The 16,896-nt window shown below is 71.1% G+C and carries 15 protein-coding genes; all 15 read right to left on the minus strand.

Features of this window, described 5'->3' with window-relative positions; genetic code table 11:
* Nucleotides 1-2: 2 nt before the first annotated feature.
* The 15 genes from AB6V31_RS15685 to pyrR all read right to left on the minus strand — a co-directional run bounded on the left by AB6V31_RS15685 (nt 3) and on the right by pyrR (nt 16,675).
* Nucleotides 3-266: a phosphoribosyl-ATP diphosphatase gene (locus AB6V31_RS15685; protein WP_056231808.1), complete on the minus strand. Its 264-nt coding sequence runs from the start codon at nt 264-266 to the stop codon at nt 3-5.
* Between the two features lie 44 nt (nt 267-310).
* Nucleotides 311-982, minus strand: a complete 672-nt coding sequence (rpe, locus tag AB6V31_RS15690; protein ID WP_268103954.1) for a ribulose-phosphate 3-epimerase — start codon at nt 980-982, stop codon at nt 311-313.
* Between the two features lie 125 nt (nt 983-1,107).
* Nucleotides 1,108-2,478 (minus strand): RsmB/NOP family class I SAM-dependent RNA methyltransferase, encoded by a 1,371-nt coding sequence (locus AB6V31_RS15695; protein ID WP_268103955.1) that lies wholly within the window; start codon nt 2,476-2,478, stop codon nt 1,108-1,110.
* On the minus strand, nt 2,475-3,392 hold the full coding sequence (gene fmt, locus AB6V31_RS15700) for a methionyl-tRNA formyltransferase (RefSeq protein WP_268103956.1): 918 nt from the start codon (nt 3,390-3,392) through the stop codon (nt 2,475-2,477). The genes AB6V31_RS15695 and fmt overlap by 4 nt, the downstream gene beginning before the upstream one ends.
* A gap of 43 nt (nt 3,393-3,435) precedes the next feature.
* Nucleotides 3,436-5,418 (minus strand): primosomal protein N', encoded by a 1,983-nt coding sequence (locus tag AB6V31_RS15705; protein WP_369366771.1) that lies wholly within the window; start codon nt 5,416-5,418, stop codon nt 3,436-3,438.
* Between the two features lie 61 nt (nt 5,419-5,479).
* The gene (metK, locus tag AB6V31_RS15710) at nt 5,480-6,673 is read right to left on the minus strand and encodes a methionine adenosyltransferase (RefSeq protein WP_056231786.1); all 1,194 of its coding nucleotides are present in this window, start codon (nt 6,671-6,673) and stop codon (nt 5,480-5,482) included.
* Between the two features lie 116 nt (nt 6,674-6,789).
* A complete protein-coding gene (gene rpoZ, locus AB6V31_RS15715; RefSeq protein ID WP_055837405.1) occupies nt 6,790-7,044 on the minus strand; it encodes a DNA-directed RNA polymerase subunit omega in 255 nt (84 codons plus the stop codon).
* Between the two features lie 115 nt (nt 7,045-7,159).
* Complete coding sequence (gene gmk, locus AB6V31_RS15720; protein WP_369366773.1) at nt 7,160-8,065, minus strand: guanylate kinase; 906 nt, start codon at nt 8,063-8,065, stop codon at nt 7,160-7,162.
* The gene (pyrF, locus tag AB6V31_RS15725) at nt 8,058-8,918 is read right to left on the minus strand and encodes an orotidine-5'-phosphate decarboxylase (RefSeq protein WP_268103959.1); all 861 of its coding nucleotides are present in this window, start codon (nt 8,916-8,918) and stop codon (nt 8,058-8,060) included. Before pyrF ends, gmk begins: the two co-directional genes overlap by 8 nt.
* A complete protein-coding gene (gene carB, locus AB6V31_RS15730) occupies nt 8,915-12,202 on the minus strand; it encodes a carbamoyl-phosphate synthase large subunit (protein ID WP_268103960.1) in 3,288 nt (1,095 codons plus the stop codon). The genes pyrF and carB overlap by 4 nt, the downstream gene beginning before the upstream one ends.
* The gene (carA, locus tag AB6V31_RS15735) at nt 12,195-13,367 is read right to left on the minus strand and encodes a glutamine-hydrolyzing carbamoyl-phosphate synthase small subunit (protein WP_056231771.1); all 1,173 of its coding nucleotides are present in this window, start codon (nt 13,365-13,367) and stop codon (nt 12,195-12,197) included. Before carA ends, carB begins: the two co-directional genes overlap by 8 nt.
* Entirely contained in the window at nt 13,364-13,864 is a 501-nt protein-coding gene (locus tag AB6V31_RS15740; protein ID WP_056231769.1) for a hypothetical protein, read from the minus strand. Before AB6V31_RS15740 ends, carA begins: the two co-directional genes overlap by 4 nt.
* Nucleotides 13,861-15,183 (minus strand): dihydroorotase, encoded by a 1,323-nt coding sequence (locus AB6V31_RS15745; protein WP_369366777.1) that lies wholly within the window; start codon nt 15,181-15,183, stop codon nt 13,861-13,863. Before AB6V31_RS15745 ends, AB6V31_RS15740 begins: the two co-directional genes overlap by 4 nt.
* Entirely contained in the window at nt 15,180-16,148 is a 969-nt protein-coding gene (locus AB6V31_RS15750) for an aspartate carbamoyltransferase catalytic subunit (RefSeq protein WP_056231763.1), read from the minus strand. The genes AB6V31_RS15745 and AB6V31_RS15750 overlap by 4 nt, the downstream gene beginning before the upstream one ends.
* Nucleotides 16,145-16,675: a bifunctional pyr operon transcriptional regulator/uracil phosphoribosyltransferase PyrR gene (pyrR, locus tag AB6V31_RS15755; RefSeq protein ID WP_056231760.1), complete on the minus strand. Its 531-nt coding sequence runs from the start codon at nt 16,673-16,675 to the stop codon at nt 16,145-16,147. The genes AB6V31_RS15750 and pyrR overlap by 4 nt, the downstream gene beginning before the upstream one ends.
* Nucleotides 16,676-16,896: the final 221 nt, after the last annotated feature.

Consider the following 16,896-nt stretch of genomic DNA (forward strand, 5'->3'; position numbering starts at 1 on the left):
GCTCAGAGATGTCGGTAGACGTCCTGGAGCGACAGGCCCTTCGCGAGCATGAGCGTCTGCAGGTGGTAGAGCAGCTGCGAGATCTCTTCGGCCGCGGCCTCGTCGGACTCGTACTCGGCGGCCATCCACACCTCGGCGGCCTCTTCGACGATCTTCTTGCCGATGGCGTGCACGCCGGCATCCAGCTGAGCAACGGTGCCGGAGCCGGCGGGTCGCTCGACGGCCTTGGCGCTGAGTTCCGCGAACAGGTCGTCGAAAGTTTTCACGGTTCCAGGGTATCGGGTCTGCGGGGGTGGGGCTGTCCGCGGGCTCAGTGGCGGTGGCGGGCGGCCGAGGCGCGCAGCGACTGGATCGCACGGTCGGGGTCGTCGGCGCCGAACACCGCGGACCCCGCGACGAACGTGTCGGCCCCGGCCTCGGCGGCCTGGGCGATCGTCGATTCGCCGATGCCGCCGTCGACCTGGAGCCAGACGCTCGATCCCCGGCGCTTCGCCTCGTCGGCGAGCGAGCGCAGCTTCGGCATGGTCTCGGGCATGAACGACTGCCCCCCGAAGCCCGGCTCGACGGTCATGACGAGGATCTGGTCGAACTCGTTCAGCGAATCGAAGAGATTCTCGACCGGAGTCCCGGGCTTGACGGCCACCCCGGCGCGGGCGCCGATCGCGCGCAGCTGCCGTGCGAGGGCGACCGGCGATGCCGCGGCCTCGAGGTGGAAGGTGACGGATGCCGCACCCAGCTCGGCGTACGCCGGAGCCCACCGGTCGGGGTCGTCGATCATCAGGTGCACGTCGAGCGGCACGGGGCTGGTCTCTTGGATGCGGCCCACCATCTGCGGTCCGAACGTGAGGTTCGGCACGAAGTGGTTGTCCATCACGTCGACGTGCACGAAGTCGGCGCCGGCGATGCGCGCGAGTTCGGCCTCCATGTTCACGAAGTCGGCGGCGAGGATGCTCGGGTTGATGCGCGGGGCGTCGGTAGGCACCCGACCATTATGGGCGCGCGGGTCGCCTGCGCCGATCGCGTGAAGGGTCAGAAAGTGTCGCCGGGAGCTCGTCCAGGCGACCAGAACTGACCCCTCACGCGGTTTTCCGACGGGAGGGGCGCCGCTCAGCGCTTGCGCAGCAGGGCGATCGACATCGCGTCGGTACCGTGGCGGTGCGGCCACAGCTGGGCGCGGAGCGACCCGTCGGCCTGATCGGGTAGGTCGATCTCGTCGTTCGCGATCGCTCGGACCACCGCGCGGGCGTCGAGTTCTTCGGCCGCGTCGCCGAGTGCGCGCTTGACCTCGGCCAGCACGCCCGAGGTTTCGGCCAGGTGCGGCGAGCACGTGACATAGGCCACGACTCCCCCGGGCTTCAGCGCCTCGAAGGCCGCGAGCACGAGCTCCTGCTGCAGGGCGGTCAGGTCGGGCACGTCGGCCGGCGTCTTGCGCCAACGCGCTTCGGGACGGCGTCGCAGGGCGCCGATGCCGGTGCACGGCGCGTCGACGAGGATGCGGTCGTACTCCCCCGGCATCCGGGCCGCGCGCTCGCGCCCGTCCTCTTCGCTCACCTCGACCTCGAGGGGCACGGATGCCACGGCTTGGCGCACCAGCCCCGCTCGAGCCGGGGCGATCTCGTTGGCGTCGAGGGTCGCCTCATGGGCGAGCGCTTCGGCGGCGAGGAGCGCGGTCTTGCCGCCGGGGCCCGCGCACAGGTCGAGCCAGCGCTCGCCCTCGCGCACCGGGAGGGCGCGGCTGAGGGCGAGAGCGGCGAGCTGCGACCCCTCGTCCTGCACGCGGATCGTGCCGCCGGACGAACGGATGAGCCCCTCGGGGTCTCCCCCGCGGGTGGTGAACGCCGTCGGGGCGTAGCGCGTGGGCGTTGCGTCATCGGGCACCTCGGCGAGACCCGGCAGGGCGATCATCGCGACGCGCGGGGCGACGTTGTCGGCCTCGAGCAGCCCCTCGAGTTCGTCGGCGCGTCCCTCGGCGGTGAGGGCGCGGCGCAGGGCCCGCACGATCCACACCGGGTGCGAGGTGGTGAGCCCGATGCGCTCGTCGTCGCTGCGCGCGGCGGTGGAGATGGTCTGCATCCACTGCCCCGGATTGTCGCGCGAGACGCGACGGAGCACCGCGTTGGCGAAGCCGGCGGCCCCTCGGCCCCCACCGTGTCGCCGCGCGAGCTCGACGGACTCGTTCACCGCGGCGTGCGAGGCGACGCGGGTCGACAGCAACTGGTGCACGCCCAGGCGGAGGGCGTCGAGGACGGCCGGGTCGATGCGGTCGACCGTGCGGTCGGCGGCCGCGGCGATGATGGCGTCGTAGGTGCCCCGGCGGCGAAGGGTGCCGTACGTCAGCTCGGTCGCGAGCCCGGCGTCCTTGGCATCCAGCTTCTGTCGGCCGATCGCGTGCGGCAGCAGCAGGTTGGCGTAGGCCTCGTCTCCCGAGACGGCGCGCAGCACCTCGTAGGCCACGGCACGGGCTCCCTGCACGGTCATGATCCGAGCTCCGGCTCGTCGGTGCGCAGGCCTCGGAACCAGTCGCTCGCGTTCATCGCTCCCTTTCCGGCGGGTTGCACGGTGTCGAGGCGCAGCGGCGTGGTGCCCGTGCCGACGACGACGTCTTTTCCGGATGCCGTGACCCGGCCCGCCGGTAACGGCGGCGCATCGGAGGGGGCGGCGCGCAGCACCTTGAAGCGCGCTCCGTCGAAGGTGGTGTGCGCGCCGGGTTCGGGCGTGACCCCGGCGATCTGGTGCAGGAGGGTCTCGGCATCCCGGGTCAGGTCGAGGGCACCGTCGTCGAGGGTCAGCTTGGGGGCGAGGGTCGGTTCGCCCTGCTGCGGAGTCGCGACCGCCGAGCCGTCGGCGATGCCGTCGACCACGCCCGCCAGCAGCGGAGCGCCGATCTCGGCGAGGTCGTCGAGCACCGTGGCCGAGGTCGCCCCGGCGGGCACCTCGTAGCGCTCCTCGGCGAACACGTCTCCGGCGTCGAGCGCCGCGACGAGCTGGAACACGCTCGCGCCCGTGACCGCATCGCCCGCCATGAGCGCGCGCTGCACGGGAGCCGCACCGCGCCAGCGTGGGAGCAACGAGAAGTGCAGGTTGATCCAGCCGTGCGCGGGCGTCGACAGCAGCGGCTCGCGCACGAGCCCGCCGTACGCGACGATCACCCCGAGATCGGGCTCGAGTTCCGCGATGCGGGCGGTCACCTCGGCGTCGAGACGGTCGGCCTTGATGACCGGGATGCCGAGCTCATCAGCGACGTGTGCAACCGGCGAGGGGGTCAGGACGCGCTTGCGCCCCAGGGGCGCGTCGCTTCGGGTGATGACGGCGGCGATCTCGTGCGGACCTGCCGCCAGAGCGCGGAGCGACGGGACGGCGACAGCGGGTGTGCCGGCGAAGACGAGGCGCATGGGTCTCCTCAGACTCGGGGAAGCGGACGGGTGCGTGACCCGGTCACAGGTCGGGCTCGGGGATGTCGAGGCGGACTCTGAGCGTACTGCGCGGCCTGGGGCCGCGATCCTTGCGCGATTTGCGCGCGCGCAGGGCGTCGGCGATGACCCCGGCGCGCAGGGCCTCGGCCACGGCGCGACCGTGCGCGTAGTCGAAGCGCACGAGGGCGCGCGAGGTGGACGTGTCGGGGTCCGTCGACGTGTCGACGGGGCCGAGGATCGCCATCGGGTCGAGATCCGGGACGCTGTCCCGCAGCGACTCCAGCAGGACATCGACGCTCCGGGCGTGTCCGTCGACGCTGGCGACGCGCACCGCCGGGGGCATTCGGAGGGGCGCGCGATCGACGAGTTCGGCACGGGCGTAGGCCGGCTGGGTCCAGGTCGCCAGAGCACGCGCGACGGGACCGGCGACGCCCACGAGGTGAACCGGGGCGCCCGGGGCCGCCAGGGCGGCGGCATTCGACCACCAGCGCAAGCAGTGCTCGCCGATGCGGAGGGCCTCGTTCTGCAGCATCCGGTCGCCGTCGAGCAGGATCACGGCGCGGTATCCGCCCCGGGCGAGGGGTTCGGCGCCCCGGGTGGCGATCACGAGCGCGGGGACGCCGTCGACCTCGGCGACGGGATGGGCGCCGTCGGCGACGATCACGCGCGTGTTCGGGAAGGCGCGACCGAGCTCGTCGGCCGTGCGCTCGCTTCCCGACGACGCCATGCGCAATTTGGTCGACGAGCAGTGACCGCAGGCCCAGGCGTGGGCGCTGCGACCGCACCAGGCGCAGACGGGCGTCGCGCCGGGGCGGGCCGCCCGAAGGGGACCGGCGCAGTGCGGGCAGCGCGCGGGTCGACGGCAGTCGGCGCACACGAGCGAGGGGGCGTACCCCGGGCGGGCGACCTGCACCAGGACGGGACCGCTCTGCAACGCCTCGCGCGCGGCGGCGAACGCCGACGAGGGCACGCGCGACTGCCGCTGCTCGCCCTCGCGTGTGGCGCTCAGGACCACACGGGGGCTCGGCCGCCGCGTCTGCGGAATGTCGCGGACGTACCCGACGTCGACCAGGCGCTGCACGTCGGTCGTTCGCGTGTGTCCCGCGAAGAGCAGGGCGGAGCCCTCGATCTCTTGGCGCACGAGCGCGGCGTCGCGCGCGTGCACGCCCGGCGCGAGGGGCTCGGCGAGCAGGGTGTCGCCGTCGTCCCAGATCGCGACGAGACCGGTGTCGTGTGCGGGAGCGTAGACACCCGATCGGCGTCCGACGACGATGCAGGGCACCGGCGCGAGGGTGCGCAGGTACTGGGCGTAGCGCGCGGGACCGGACTGGTCGGAGTCGTCGCGCACGATGGCATCCGGGCTCACGAGCTCGCCGAGTGCGGCGAGGAGCTGTGCCTGGTCGCGGTAGTCGGGAACCACGAGGACGGCGCTGCGCCCACGGGCGAGGGTGTGCACTGCGGCGGCGGCGAGGAGATCGGCCCATGCCCCGCGCGGGAGTTCGGGATGCGGGTGGGGAGGGGCGTCGAGGGCGATCCGCTCCCCCGCGTCAAGGGCGGCCGCGAGACCCGCGTAGGGGGCGAGCAGCGCGGCGGCCCGTTCGGACGCCGCCGGGACGACCTCGTGCGCCACGGGCGCGGGGGCTGCGGCCCAGGCCTTCTCCGCGCGCACCATGCGTTTGGGGACCGCCAGGCGCAGCACGTCGCTCACCGACCCCGCGGCCCGATCGGCGACGCGGCGCGCGAGGGTGTAGAGGCGTTCGGGCAGCACGGGCATCGGAGAGACGACCGCTTCGACCGCCGACAGCGGGCGTTCGGTGCCGTCATCGGGCACGACCTCGATGACGAAGGCGTCCATCATGCGACCGGCCGAACGCAACGGCACCTTCACCCGCACGCCGGGTGCGATGTCGGCGACGAGCGGATGCGGAACGGCGTAGTCGAACAGCCGATCAAGCTGCGGGACGGGCGACTCGAGTTGCACGCGCGCCACACGACGCTCGCTCACGTGATCCTCCCCCGGGTGCGGTGGCCATCAGTGGTGCCGGGGCGCACTCCCCCACGCACTCTCAGAGCCCGGCAGCGGTACGCAGATCGTCGACGCGGTCGGTGCGTTCCCAGGTGAAGTCGGGCAGCTCTCGGCCGAAGTGGCCGTAGGTCGCCGTCTGCGCGTAGATCGGGCGCAGCAGGTCGAGCTGGTCGACGATCGCTGCCGGGCGCAGGTCGAACACGTCGCGGATCGCCTTGACGATCACGTCGTCGGCCACGTGCGCGGTGCCGAACGACTCGACGTACAGGCCGACCGGATTGGCCTTGCCGATCGCGTACGCGATCTGCACCTCGAGGCGGTCGGCGAGACCCGCGGCGACGGCGTTCTTCGCGACCCAGCGCATGGCGTACGCGGCCGAGCGGTCGACCTTGGACGGGTCCTTGCCGCTGAACGCGCCGCCGCCGTGCCGCGAGGCGCCGCCGTAGGTGTCGATGATGATCTTGCGACCGGTGAGGCCGGCGTCGCCCTTGGGGCCGCCGATGACGAAGGGACCGGCCGGGTTGATGTAGTACTTCACGTCGGGCAGTTCGAGCCCCGTCTCGGCGAGCACCGGGTCGATGACCGCGGCCTGCACCTCGGCGCGCAGGTCTTCCTGCGAGATGTCGGGGTGGTGCTGCGTCGACAGCACGACGGAGTCGACCGTGCGGGGGACGTGCCCCTCGTAGCCGAGCGTGACCTGGGTCTTGCCGTCGGGACGCAGGAATGGCAGCGAGCCGTCTTTGCGTACGGATGCCAGGCGCTCGGCGATGCGGTGAGCGGTCCAGGCGGCCATGGGCATGAGCTGCGGGGTCTCGTTGGTCGCGAAACCGAACATGATGCCCTGGTCGCCCGCACCCTGCAGGTCGCGCGGATCGACGGAGCCGCGCTCGCGCTGCTCGAACGCCTTGTTGACGCCCGCGGCGATGTCGGACGACTGCGCGCCGATCGACACGCTCACCCCGCACGACTCGCCGTCGAACCCGGTGTCGCTCGAGGTGTAGCCGATGCGGTTGACCACGTCGCGCACGATCGCGGGGATCTCGACGTAGGCGCGGGTGGAGACCTCGCCGGCGACGTGCACGAGACCGGTGGTGACCAGCGTCTCGACGGCCACGCGACCGGTGGGGTCGTCGGTGAGGATCGCGTCGAGGATGCTGTCGGAGATCTGGTCGCAGATCTTGTCGGGATGTCCTTCGGTCACGGACTCGGACGTGAACAGGCGCAGGTCGGTCAAGACGACTCCGGGAGGATTGAGGGCTGGGGACGGGCACAAGTATGCCCCGGGCGGCGGTGGGCCGCCCGGGGCATCGTCACATGTGTGAACAGATCACGAAATGCGTCGGCTGTGGATCACTCCGCAGCGCGCAGGCGCAGCTTGTCTTCGTGGATCTCGTGCAGCGCGATCGTGAGGGGCTTGTCTTCGACGGTGGAGTCGACCAGCGGTCCCACGTTGTCGAAGAGGTTTCCCTCGTGCAGGTCGGAGTAGTAGTCGTTGATCTGGCGCGCGCGCTTGGACGCGTAGATCACGAGCTGGTACTTCGAGTCGACCTTGTCGAGCAGAGCGTCGATGGGCGGGTCGATGATGCCCTTGTCACGTCCGGCCATGGGGAACCTCCTGGTTCGGCGGGATGGGGTGGATGCGGCGCTCGAGCGCCGAAGCATCCTCTTATTCTAGCCGACGCCGGCGCGGCCTGTGCCGAGGGGTGTCGGGTGGGTCGGATCAGTGCTGCGCCGAGGCGAGCGCCACGACCTGGGCGGCCGCGTGAGCCACCTCGTCGTTCACGACGCGATAGTCGAACTCGTTCTGCGCGGCGAGTTCGACGCGGGCCGTGCGCAGGCGTCGCGCGCGCTCCTCGGCATCCTCGGTCCCCCGTCCGACCAAGCGCTGGACGAGCTCGTCCCAGCTCGGCGGAAGCAGGAACACTAGGGTCGCCGACGGGTCGGCCGCGCGCACCTGGCGCGCGCCCTGGAGGTCGATCTCGAGCAGTGCCGTGCCGCCCTCGGCGAGCACGCGCTCGATGGGAGCGCGCGGGGTACCGTAGCGGTTCTTGTTGTGCACGACGGCCCACTCCAGCAACTCCCCCGCCGCGACCAGACGGTCGAACTCGGCGTCGTCGACGAAGTAGTAGTGCTCCCCCTCGACCTCGCCGGGGCGGGGCGACCGGGTGGTCGCCGACACCGAGAGGTGGATCTCGGGGTAGTTCGCTTTGATGTGGGCGGCGACCGTCCCCTTGCCGACGGCGGTGGGGCCGGCGAGCACGATGAGGCGACTGCGACCCTCTCGGGGGCCCGGCTCCGGCCAGCGCGAGTCGAGGTACTGCCGCAGTGCGTCGCGCTGCCGCGTGCCGAGACCGCCGAGGCGCTTCACCGGAGAGATCGACAGGGAGGCGAGGATGCGATCGCGCTTGCTCTCGCCGATCGCGGGGATCGCGGTGAGGAACTCGGTCACGCGCATCGCCCCGGCCGCCGACAGCGGGTCGGCGAGGCCGCGGCGCAGCAGTTCCTGCGGCGAGATCACACGGGTCGACACGTCGCGCTTGAGCGCGGCGCGCTCGCGACGGGCCTCGACGGCGCGGCGCGAGGCGGCTGCGCGGTCGACCTCGGGCGGACGGCGGGTTTCAGCCATTCGAAGACTCCCGGTAGAGCGCGGCACGCTCATCGATACGGGCGGCGAGACGGTCGGGTCCGACCGCGAGGATGCTGCGGCTCTCGTTCGCGACGACGGCGGATGCCACATACCCGAACAACCGGCGCAGGTCGGCGGGCGCTGCCCCCTGCGCGCCGAAGCCGGGAGCGAGGATCGGCATGCCCGCCAGAGCCATGTCGCTCAATCCGAATGCCGACCGGTCGACGGTCGCGCCGACCACGACGCCGATCGGACCCAGCGCCCCGGGGGCGCCGATGTTGGCCTGATTGACGTCGTGCGCCACGCGCGCGGCGACGAACTCGTGGTCGCCCACCGCGAGGGCGTCGTCGACGATCGCGCTCTGCAGAGCCCGAGCTTCGGGGTTGCTCGTCGCGGTCAGCACGAACGCGCCCTTGCCCTGGTGCACGGCCAGCGCCAGCGCCTCGCGCAGCGAGTCGGCGCCGAGGTAGGGCGACAGGGTCACGGCATCCGCTTCGAGGGGAGAACCGGGCGCGAGCCAGGCGTGGGCGTAGCCCTCCATGGTCGTGCCGATGTCACCGCGCTTGGCGTCGGCGATCACGAGCAGCCCCGCGTCGCGGGCCGCGGCCATCACGTCTTCGAGCGCCGCGAATCCGCGGGAGCCGTAGCGCTCGTAGAACGCGACCTGCGGCTTGACCACGCCGACCCGGCCGCGGGCGGCCTCGACGGTGCGCAGGCCGAACTCCCGCGCGCCCTCGGCCGTGGCATCCAGCCCCCACGCCGACAGCAGTGCGGCGTGGGGGTCGATGCCGACGCACAGAGCGCCGTGCAGGCCGAGGGCGGCGGAGAGCCGCTGACCGAACGTCTCGCTCACAGGCGTCCCGCGCGATCCGAGGCGTGCTCCTGCAGGCTGCGCACCTCGAAGCCGTTCTTCATCGCACCCAGGGCGCTCACCGCGGCGCCGAGAACGGCCATCGTGGTGAACAGGGCCTTGTCGGCGGCCACGGCCGCGGCGCGGATCTCGTAGCCGTCGGCACGGGCCGTGCCGCCCGAGGGGGTGTTGACGATCATGTCGATCTCCCCCGCGTTGATCAGGTCGACCACGTTCTGCTGGTCGGACCCCTGCGTCTCGGAGTACTTCTCGACGACCTTCACCCGGATGCCGTTGCGCGCCAGGATCTCGGCGGTACCCTCGGTCGCGAGCAATGAGAAGCCGAGCTCCTGCAGGCGGTGGGCCGGCAGGATCACGGCGCGCTTGTCGGCGTCGGCGACCGAGATGAACACGGTTCCCGAGGTCGGCATGCCGCCGTACGCGGCCTCCTGCGACTTCGCGAACGCGGTCGGGAAGTCGCGGTCGATGCCCATGACCTCACCGGTCGAACGCATCTCGGGTCCGAGGACCGAGTCGACCGTGTGCCCGTCGGCGGTGCGGAACCGCTTGAACGGCAGCACGGCCTCCTTGACGGCGACGGGGGCGTCGAGCGGCACGCGCGAGCCGTCCTGCTCGGGCAGCATGCCCTCGGCGATGAGCTCGGCGATCGTGTTTCCGGCCATGATGCGGCTGGCGGCCTTGGCGAGAGGGATGCCCAGCGCCTTCGACACGAACGGCACCGTGCGGCTCGCGCGCGGGTTCGCCTCGATGACGTAGAGGACTCCCGCCGAGATCGCGAACTGCACGTTCAGCAGGCCGCGCACGCCCACGCCCTTCGCGATGGCGAGGGTCGCTTCGCGGACGCGGTCGACCTCGGTGCGACCGAGCGACACGGGCGGGAGGGTGCACGAGGAGTCACCGGAGTGGATGCCGGCTTCCTCGAGGTGCTCCATGACGCCGCCGATGTACAGGTCGGTGCCGTCGAACAGCGCATCGACGTCGAGCTCGATCGCGTCGTCGAGGAAGCGGTCGACGAGCAGCGGGAGGCCGGGTCCGATGATCGCCTGGTCGGCGACGCGCACGAAGTAATCGCGCAGCGCCTCGGTCGAGTAGACGATCTCCATGCCGCGCCCGCCGAGCACGAAGCTCGGACGCACCAGCACGGGGTAGCCGATCTCCTCGGCCACGGTCACGGCGCCCTCGACGTCGATCGCGGTGCCGTTACGGGGCGCCACGAGACCGGCGTCGTCGAGCAGGCGCGAGAACAGCTCGCGCTCCTCAGCGAGGTCGATCGCCTCGGGGCTGGTGCCGAGAATCGTGTAGCCCGCGGCCTCGATCCCCTTGGCCAGGCCCAGCGGCGTCTGCCCGCCGAGCTGGCAGACGACACCCAGGATGGTGCCCGACTGGCTCTCGGCGTGCAGCACCTCGAGCACGTCCTCGAGCGTCAGCGGCTCGAAGTACAGGCGGTCGGAGGTGTCATAGTCGGTCGACACGGTCTCGGGGTTGCAGTTGACCATGACGGTCTCGTAACCGGCGTCCGACAGGGCGAACGAGGCGTGCACGCACGAGTAGTCGAACTCGACGCCCTGACCGATGCGGTTGGGGCCCGAGCCGATGATGACGACCTTCGTGCGGTCGGAGGGCGTGACCTCGGTCTCGGCGTCGTACGAGGAGTAGTGGTACGGCGTGAGGGCCGGGAACTCCCCCGCGCAGGTGTCGACCGTCTTGTAGACCGGGCGCACGTCGAGCGCGTAGCGGCTCTCGCGCACCTCGGTCTCGTCGAGCCCGCGGATCTGCGCGATCTGGGCGTCGCTGAAACCGTGCTCCTTCGCGACGCGGAGGGTGTCGGCATCCAGGCTCTCGGCTGCGCCGATGAACTCCGCGACCTCGTTGATGAGCACCATCTGGTCGATGAACCAGGGGTCGATCGCCGTGGCGTCGAACGCCTGCTCGGGCGTCGCGCCCTTGCGCAGCGCCTGCTGCAGCACGACGATGCGGCCGTCGGTCGGAGTCATCGCGATCTCGAGCAGTTCGTCGACCGAACGCGACTCCTCGCCCCAGTGGAAGCTCGACCCGCGCTTCTCGAGCGAGCGCAGCGCCTTCTGCAGGGCCGTGGTGTAGTTGCGGCCGATCGCCATCGCCTCACCGACCGACTTCATGGTGGTGGTCAGCGTGGTGTCGGCGGCCGGGAACTTCTCGAAGTTGAAGCGCGGCACCTTGACCACGACGTAGTCGAGCGTGGGCTCGAAGCTCGCCGGGGTCACCTTGGTGATGTCGTTCGGGATCTCGTCGAGGCGGTAGCCGATCGCGAGCTTCGCGGCGATCTTGGCGATCGGGAAGCCGGTGGCCTTCGACGCCAGCGCCGACGAGCGCGAGACGCGCGGGTTCATCTCGATGACGATGATGCGGCCCGTCTTCGGGTCGACGGCGAACTGGATGTTGCAGCCACCCGTGTCGACGCCCACCGCGCGGATGATGTCGATGCCGATGTCGCGCAGCTTCTGGTACTCGCGGTCGGTCAGGGTCAGCGCGGGCGCCACCGTGATCGAGTCGCCGGTGTGCACGCCGACCGGGTCGACGTTCTCGATCGAGCAGACGACCACCGTGTTGTCGGCGGTGTCGCGCATGAGCTCGAGCTCGTACTCCTTCCACCCGAGGATCGACTCCTCGAGCAGCACCTCGTTGGTGGGCGAGTCGTGCAGGCCCGCGCCGCCGATGCGGCGCAGGTCGGCCTCGTCGTACGCGAAGCCCGAGCCGAGGCCGCCCATGGTGAACGACGGGCGCACGACCAGCGGGTAGCCGAGCTTCTCGGCGCCGGCGAGCAGCTCGTCCATCGAGTGGCAGATGACGGATGCCGCGACGTCGGCGCCCGCCTCGAGCACGAGCTCCTTGAAGATCTGGCGATCCTCGCCGCGGTTGATCGCGTCGAAGTCGGCGCCGATGAGCTCGACGTCGTACTTCTCGAGGATGCCGCGCTTGTGCAGCTGGATCGCCGCGTTCAGAGCGGTCTGTCCGCCGAGGGTGGGGAGAACGGCATCCGGCTTCTCCTTGGCGATGATCGACTCGATGACCTCGGGGGTGATCGGCTCGATGTAGGTCGCGTCGGCGAAGTCGGGGTCGGTCATGATCGTCGCCGGGTTGGAGTTGACGAGGATGACGCGCACGCCCTCTTCGCGCAGCACGCGGCACGCCTGGGTGCCGGAGTAGTCGAACTCGCAGGCCTGACCGATGACGATCGGGCCGGAGCCGATGACGAGGACGGAGTGGATGTCGTCGCGCTTAGGCATTGGTCTTGGTCTCCTGGGTCGCGATCACCATGTCGCGGAAGCGGTCGAACAGGTAGTTGGCGTCGTGCGGGCCGGCGGCGGCCTCGGGGTGGTACTGCACGCTGAACGCCGGAATGTCGAGGGCGCGCAGGCCCTCGACCACGTTGTCGTTCAGGCCGATGTGGCTGACCTCGACGCGGCCGAAGCCGGCGGGGCTGTCGACGATCTGATCGAGGGGCGCCTCGACCGCGAAGCCGTGGTTCTGCGAGGTGATCTCGACGCGACCGGTGGTCTTGTCGAGCACGGGCTGGTTGATGCCGCGGTGACCGAAGGGCAGCTTGTAGGTGCCGAAGCCGAGGGCGCGACCAAGGAGCTGGTTGCCGAAGCAGATGCCGAAGAAGGGCAGCCCGTCGCCGAGCACGGCGCGCAGCAGTTCGACGTGCTGATCGGATGCCGCGGGGTCGCCGGGGCCGTTCGAGTAGAACGCCGCGACCGGCTCGATCGCGCGGATCTCGTCGATCGTCGCGGACTGCGGGAACACGTGCACGTCGAAACCGCGCGCGGCGAGGTTGTCGATCGTGGACTGCTTCACGCCCAGGTCGAGCACGGCGAGGTTGCCGATACGCTCCGCGGTCGCGGGGGTCACCTCGACCTCGCTGACCGACACCTCGGCGGAGAGGTTGCGACCCGCCATGCCCGGGGCCTCGCGCACGCGGCGCAGCTGCTCGTCGGCGTCGAGGTTCGCGGCCTCGCCCGAGAAGACGCCGCCGCGCATGCTGCCCTCGGAGCGGATGCGGCGGGTGACGGCCCGGGTGTCGATGCCGGAGATGCCGACGATGCCGTCTTCGACGAGCGCGTCGTCGAGCGAGCGGTTCGCGCGCCAGTTCGACACCATGCGCGAGGGGTCGCGCACGACGTAGCCGGCGACCCAGATGCGACGCGACTCGGGGTCTTCGTCGTTCACGCCGGTGTTGCCGATGTGGGGCGCGGTCTGCAGGACGATCTGGCCCGCGTACGAGGGGTCGGTGATCGTCTCCTGGTAACCGGTCATACCGGTGGCGAAGACGACCTCGCCGAGGGTCTCGCCGCGAGCGCCGTAGGCGCGGCCGGTGTAGCGGGTGCCGTCTTCGAGCACGAGGACGGCCGGGTCGCGCGAGAGGCGCGAGGAAGGGATCAGGGCGGTCATGCGTCGCTTCCTGTCGAGGTGAGGGGGCGGATGGCGTCGGCCAGTGCTTTGGCCGAGGCCTCCTGAGGACGGAGGTAGGTGTCGACGATCGTGTCGTCGTCGATGCGCCAGCTGACGCGCGTCAGGCCGTCGCGCTCGACCACGCGGTCGATGGCGACCGTGGCTTGAGCTGCGTCGACGAGGCGGTCGCGGGTGAGCGCGATGCGGGGCTGGCCCTGCAGGTCGAGGGCGACGCCGGCCGAGGTGACCGTGACGTCGACGCGGGAGCGGAAGCCGAGACCCTTGATGGCGAGACGTTCGAGCGGCTCGTCGTGTCGGGTCGTGGCGACGTAGAGCCCCGAGAACACCGCCGTTTCGACGGCGTCTGCGGGCAGCTCCCCCACCGGAGCCGTGTAGCGCGCATCGCGCCGCGTTCGTCGCACCCAGGCCCACGCGAGCACGGCCAGCAGCACGAGGGCCACGCCGATCATCACGACGAGGGCGCCCTCGCGGCTCATGCGAGCACCCCGGGAGCGTCGAGCACGGCACCGTCGACGACGGTCGGGACGCCGGCGCGCACGGTCCAGCGCACCTCGCCGGGCAGCTTGCGGCCGAGGTAGGGCGAGTTGGTGCTGCGACCGCGCAGGTCGTCGAGGCCGAACATGCGGGAGGGGCGCGGGTCGTAGAGCGTGAAGGTCGCCGGCTGCCCCGCGGCCACGGGGGTGCCGTGTCCGTCGAGGCGTCCGATGCGGGCGGGGTTCGCCGACATCACGCGGGCGACGTCGGCCCAGTCGAGCAGGCCGGTCTCGACCATGGCGTGGTGCACGACGCGCAGCGCGCTCTCGAGGCCCACCATGCCGTTCGCCGCGGCCGCCCACTCGCAGGCCTTCGCCTCCGCGGGGTGCGGGGCGTGGTCGGTGGCGACGATGTCGATCGTGCCGTCGGCCAGACCCTCGCGCACGGCCATCACGTCTTCTTCGCGGCGCAGCGGCGGGTTGACCTTGAACCGTGCGTCGTAGTCGCGCACGAGTTCATCGGTCAGCAGGAGGTGGTGCGGGGTGACCTCGGCGGTGACGTTGACGCCGCGCTTCTTGGCCCAGCGGATGATGTCGACCGAGCCCGCGGTGCTCAGGTGGCACACGTGCAGGCGCGAGCCGACGTGCTCGGCCAGCAGCACGTCGCGCGCGATGATCGACTCCTCGGCGACGGCCGGCCAGCCGGTGAGGCCCAATTCGGCCGAGACGGCGCCCTCGTTCATCTGCGCGCCCTCGGTGAGGCGCGGGTCCTGCGCGTGCTGCGCGATGACGCCGTCGAACGCCTTCACGTACTCCAACGCTCGCCGCATGATCAGCGGGTCGAAGACGCAGAAGCCGTCGTCGCTGAACACGCGGACGCGGGCGCGGGAGTCGGCCATGGCGCCGAGTTCGGCGAGGCGCTCGCCCTTCTGCCCCACGGTCACGGCGCCGATCGGCTGCACGTGCACGTAGCCGGCGGCCTCGCCCAGGGCGAGCTCTTGCTCGACCACGCCCGCCGTGTCGGCGACCGGAGAGGTGTTCGGCATGGCGAAGACGGTGGTGAATCCACCGGCGGCGGCGGCCCGCGAACCGGTGAGGATCGTCTCGGATGCCTCATACCCGGGCTCGCGCAGGTGCACGTGCAGGTCGACGAGGCCCGGCAGGGCGACGAGACCCTCGGCGTCCACGACCGTCGCACCCGCGTGCGAGAGACCGGAGCCGGTTTCGGCGATGATCCCGTCGCGGACGAGGAGGTCCGTGGCATCCCGGCCCTCGATGCGCGCGCCGCGCACCAGAAGGGTCTGAGCGGGGGCGTGGCTCATCGGAGGTCCTCTTTCTCGGTGTGGGGCCGTTCACCCGCCAGGAGCAGGTACAGAACGGCCATCCGCACGGAGACACCGTTCGTGACCTGCTCGAGCACCGTCGAGCGAGGCGAATCGGCGGCTTCGGCGGAGATCTCCAGACCCCGGTTCATGGGGCCGGGGTGCAGGACAATGCTACCGTCCGGTAGAGCCTGCAAACGCCGCGCGTCCAGGCCGTAGCGGCGGGAATATTCCCGTTCAGTCGGGAAATACGCCGCGGACATCCGCTCGAGCTGGATGCGCAGCATCATCAGCGCGTCAGGACCGGCCGCGATCGCGTGGTCGAGGTCGAAGTCGATCTCGACGGGCCAACGGCTGACGTCCTGCGGCACCAGCGTCGGCGGAGCCACCAGCGTCACATGCGCGCCGAGGGTGTGCAGCAGCCACACGTTCGAGCGCGCGACGCGCGAGTGCAGCACGTCACCGACGATCGTGACCCGGATGCCGTCGAGGTCGCGGCCGCGGCTGTCGTCGCCGAACAGGCGCTTGCGGATCGTGAAGGCGTCGAGCAGGGCCTGCGTCGGGTGCTCGTGGGTGCCGTCGCCCGCATTCACCACGCCGGCGCTGATCCAGCCGGAGGTCGCCAGGGTCCGCGGGGCGCCGGACGCGCCGTGGCGGATGACCACGGCATCCGCCCCCATCGCCTGGAGCGTCTGCGCCGTGTCCTGCAGAGACTCGCCCTTGCTGACGCTCGAGCCCTTCGCCGAGAAGTTGATGACATCGGCGGAGAGGCGCTTGGCGGCGGCCTCGAAAGAGATGCGCGTGCGGGTGGAGTCCTCGAAGAAAAGGTTGACCACGGTCTTGCCCCGCAGCGTGGGGAGCTTCTTGACCTCGCGGCGCTGCGTGTCGGCCATGTCTTCGGCGACGTCGAGGATCTCGAGCGCGTCGGCGCGCGAGAGGTGCTGGGTGTCGAGAAGGTGCCTCATGACTCGATCGTCACCTCCTCGATGCCGTCGATCTCGGCGAGGCGCACGTTGACGCGCTCGTCGCGGGCGCTCGGCAGGTTCTTGCCCACGAAGTCGGGGCGGATCGGCAGCTCGCGGTGGCCGCGGTCGATCAGCGTCGCCAGGCGCACGGCGGCGGGGCGACCGATGTCCTGCAGCGCGTCGAGGGCGGCGCGGATGCTGCGACCCGAGAACAGCACGTCGTCGATGAGCACGACGACCTTGCCGTCGATGCCGCCGGCGGGGATCTCGGTGCGGCGCGGTGCCCGCGTGGGATTGCGATGCAGATCGTCGCGGTACATCGTCACGTCGAGCGAGCCGACCGGCACGGCTGCGCCGCCGAAGTCGCTGACGAGGGGGCCGATCCTGTTCGCGAGCGTGACGCCGCGGGTCGGGATGCCGAGGAGGACGAGTCCTTCCGGTCCCTTGTTGGACTCCAGGATCTCGTGCGAGATGCGCGTCAAAGCGCGGGCGATATCGGCATCGTGCATGACGGTGCGCGTATTCATCCGCCGCTCCCTTCTCCGCCTCACGGGACGGGGTTAAAGGTTGCTGTGGTTCGACTTCCAGTCTAGCTGCCGGAGCGGGCCTTCGCGTGGCGCGCGGACGGTGCGGTGCCGCCGAGCCCGACAGCACACGTGCGTGTCGAGGTCGTACGTCCCGGCCTGCACGCCGCATGTCGCCTCGCGCGGTTCGGGTGCTCTCGTGCGCGTGAGGGCCGCCGCCGCCG

It is taken from the genome of Microbacterium sp. 16-032 (genome assembly GCF_041079455.1).
Taxonomy (GTDB): Bacteria; Actinomycetota; Actinomycetes; order Actinomycetales; family Microbacteriaceae; genus Microbacterium; species Microbacterium testaceum_A.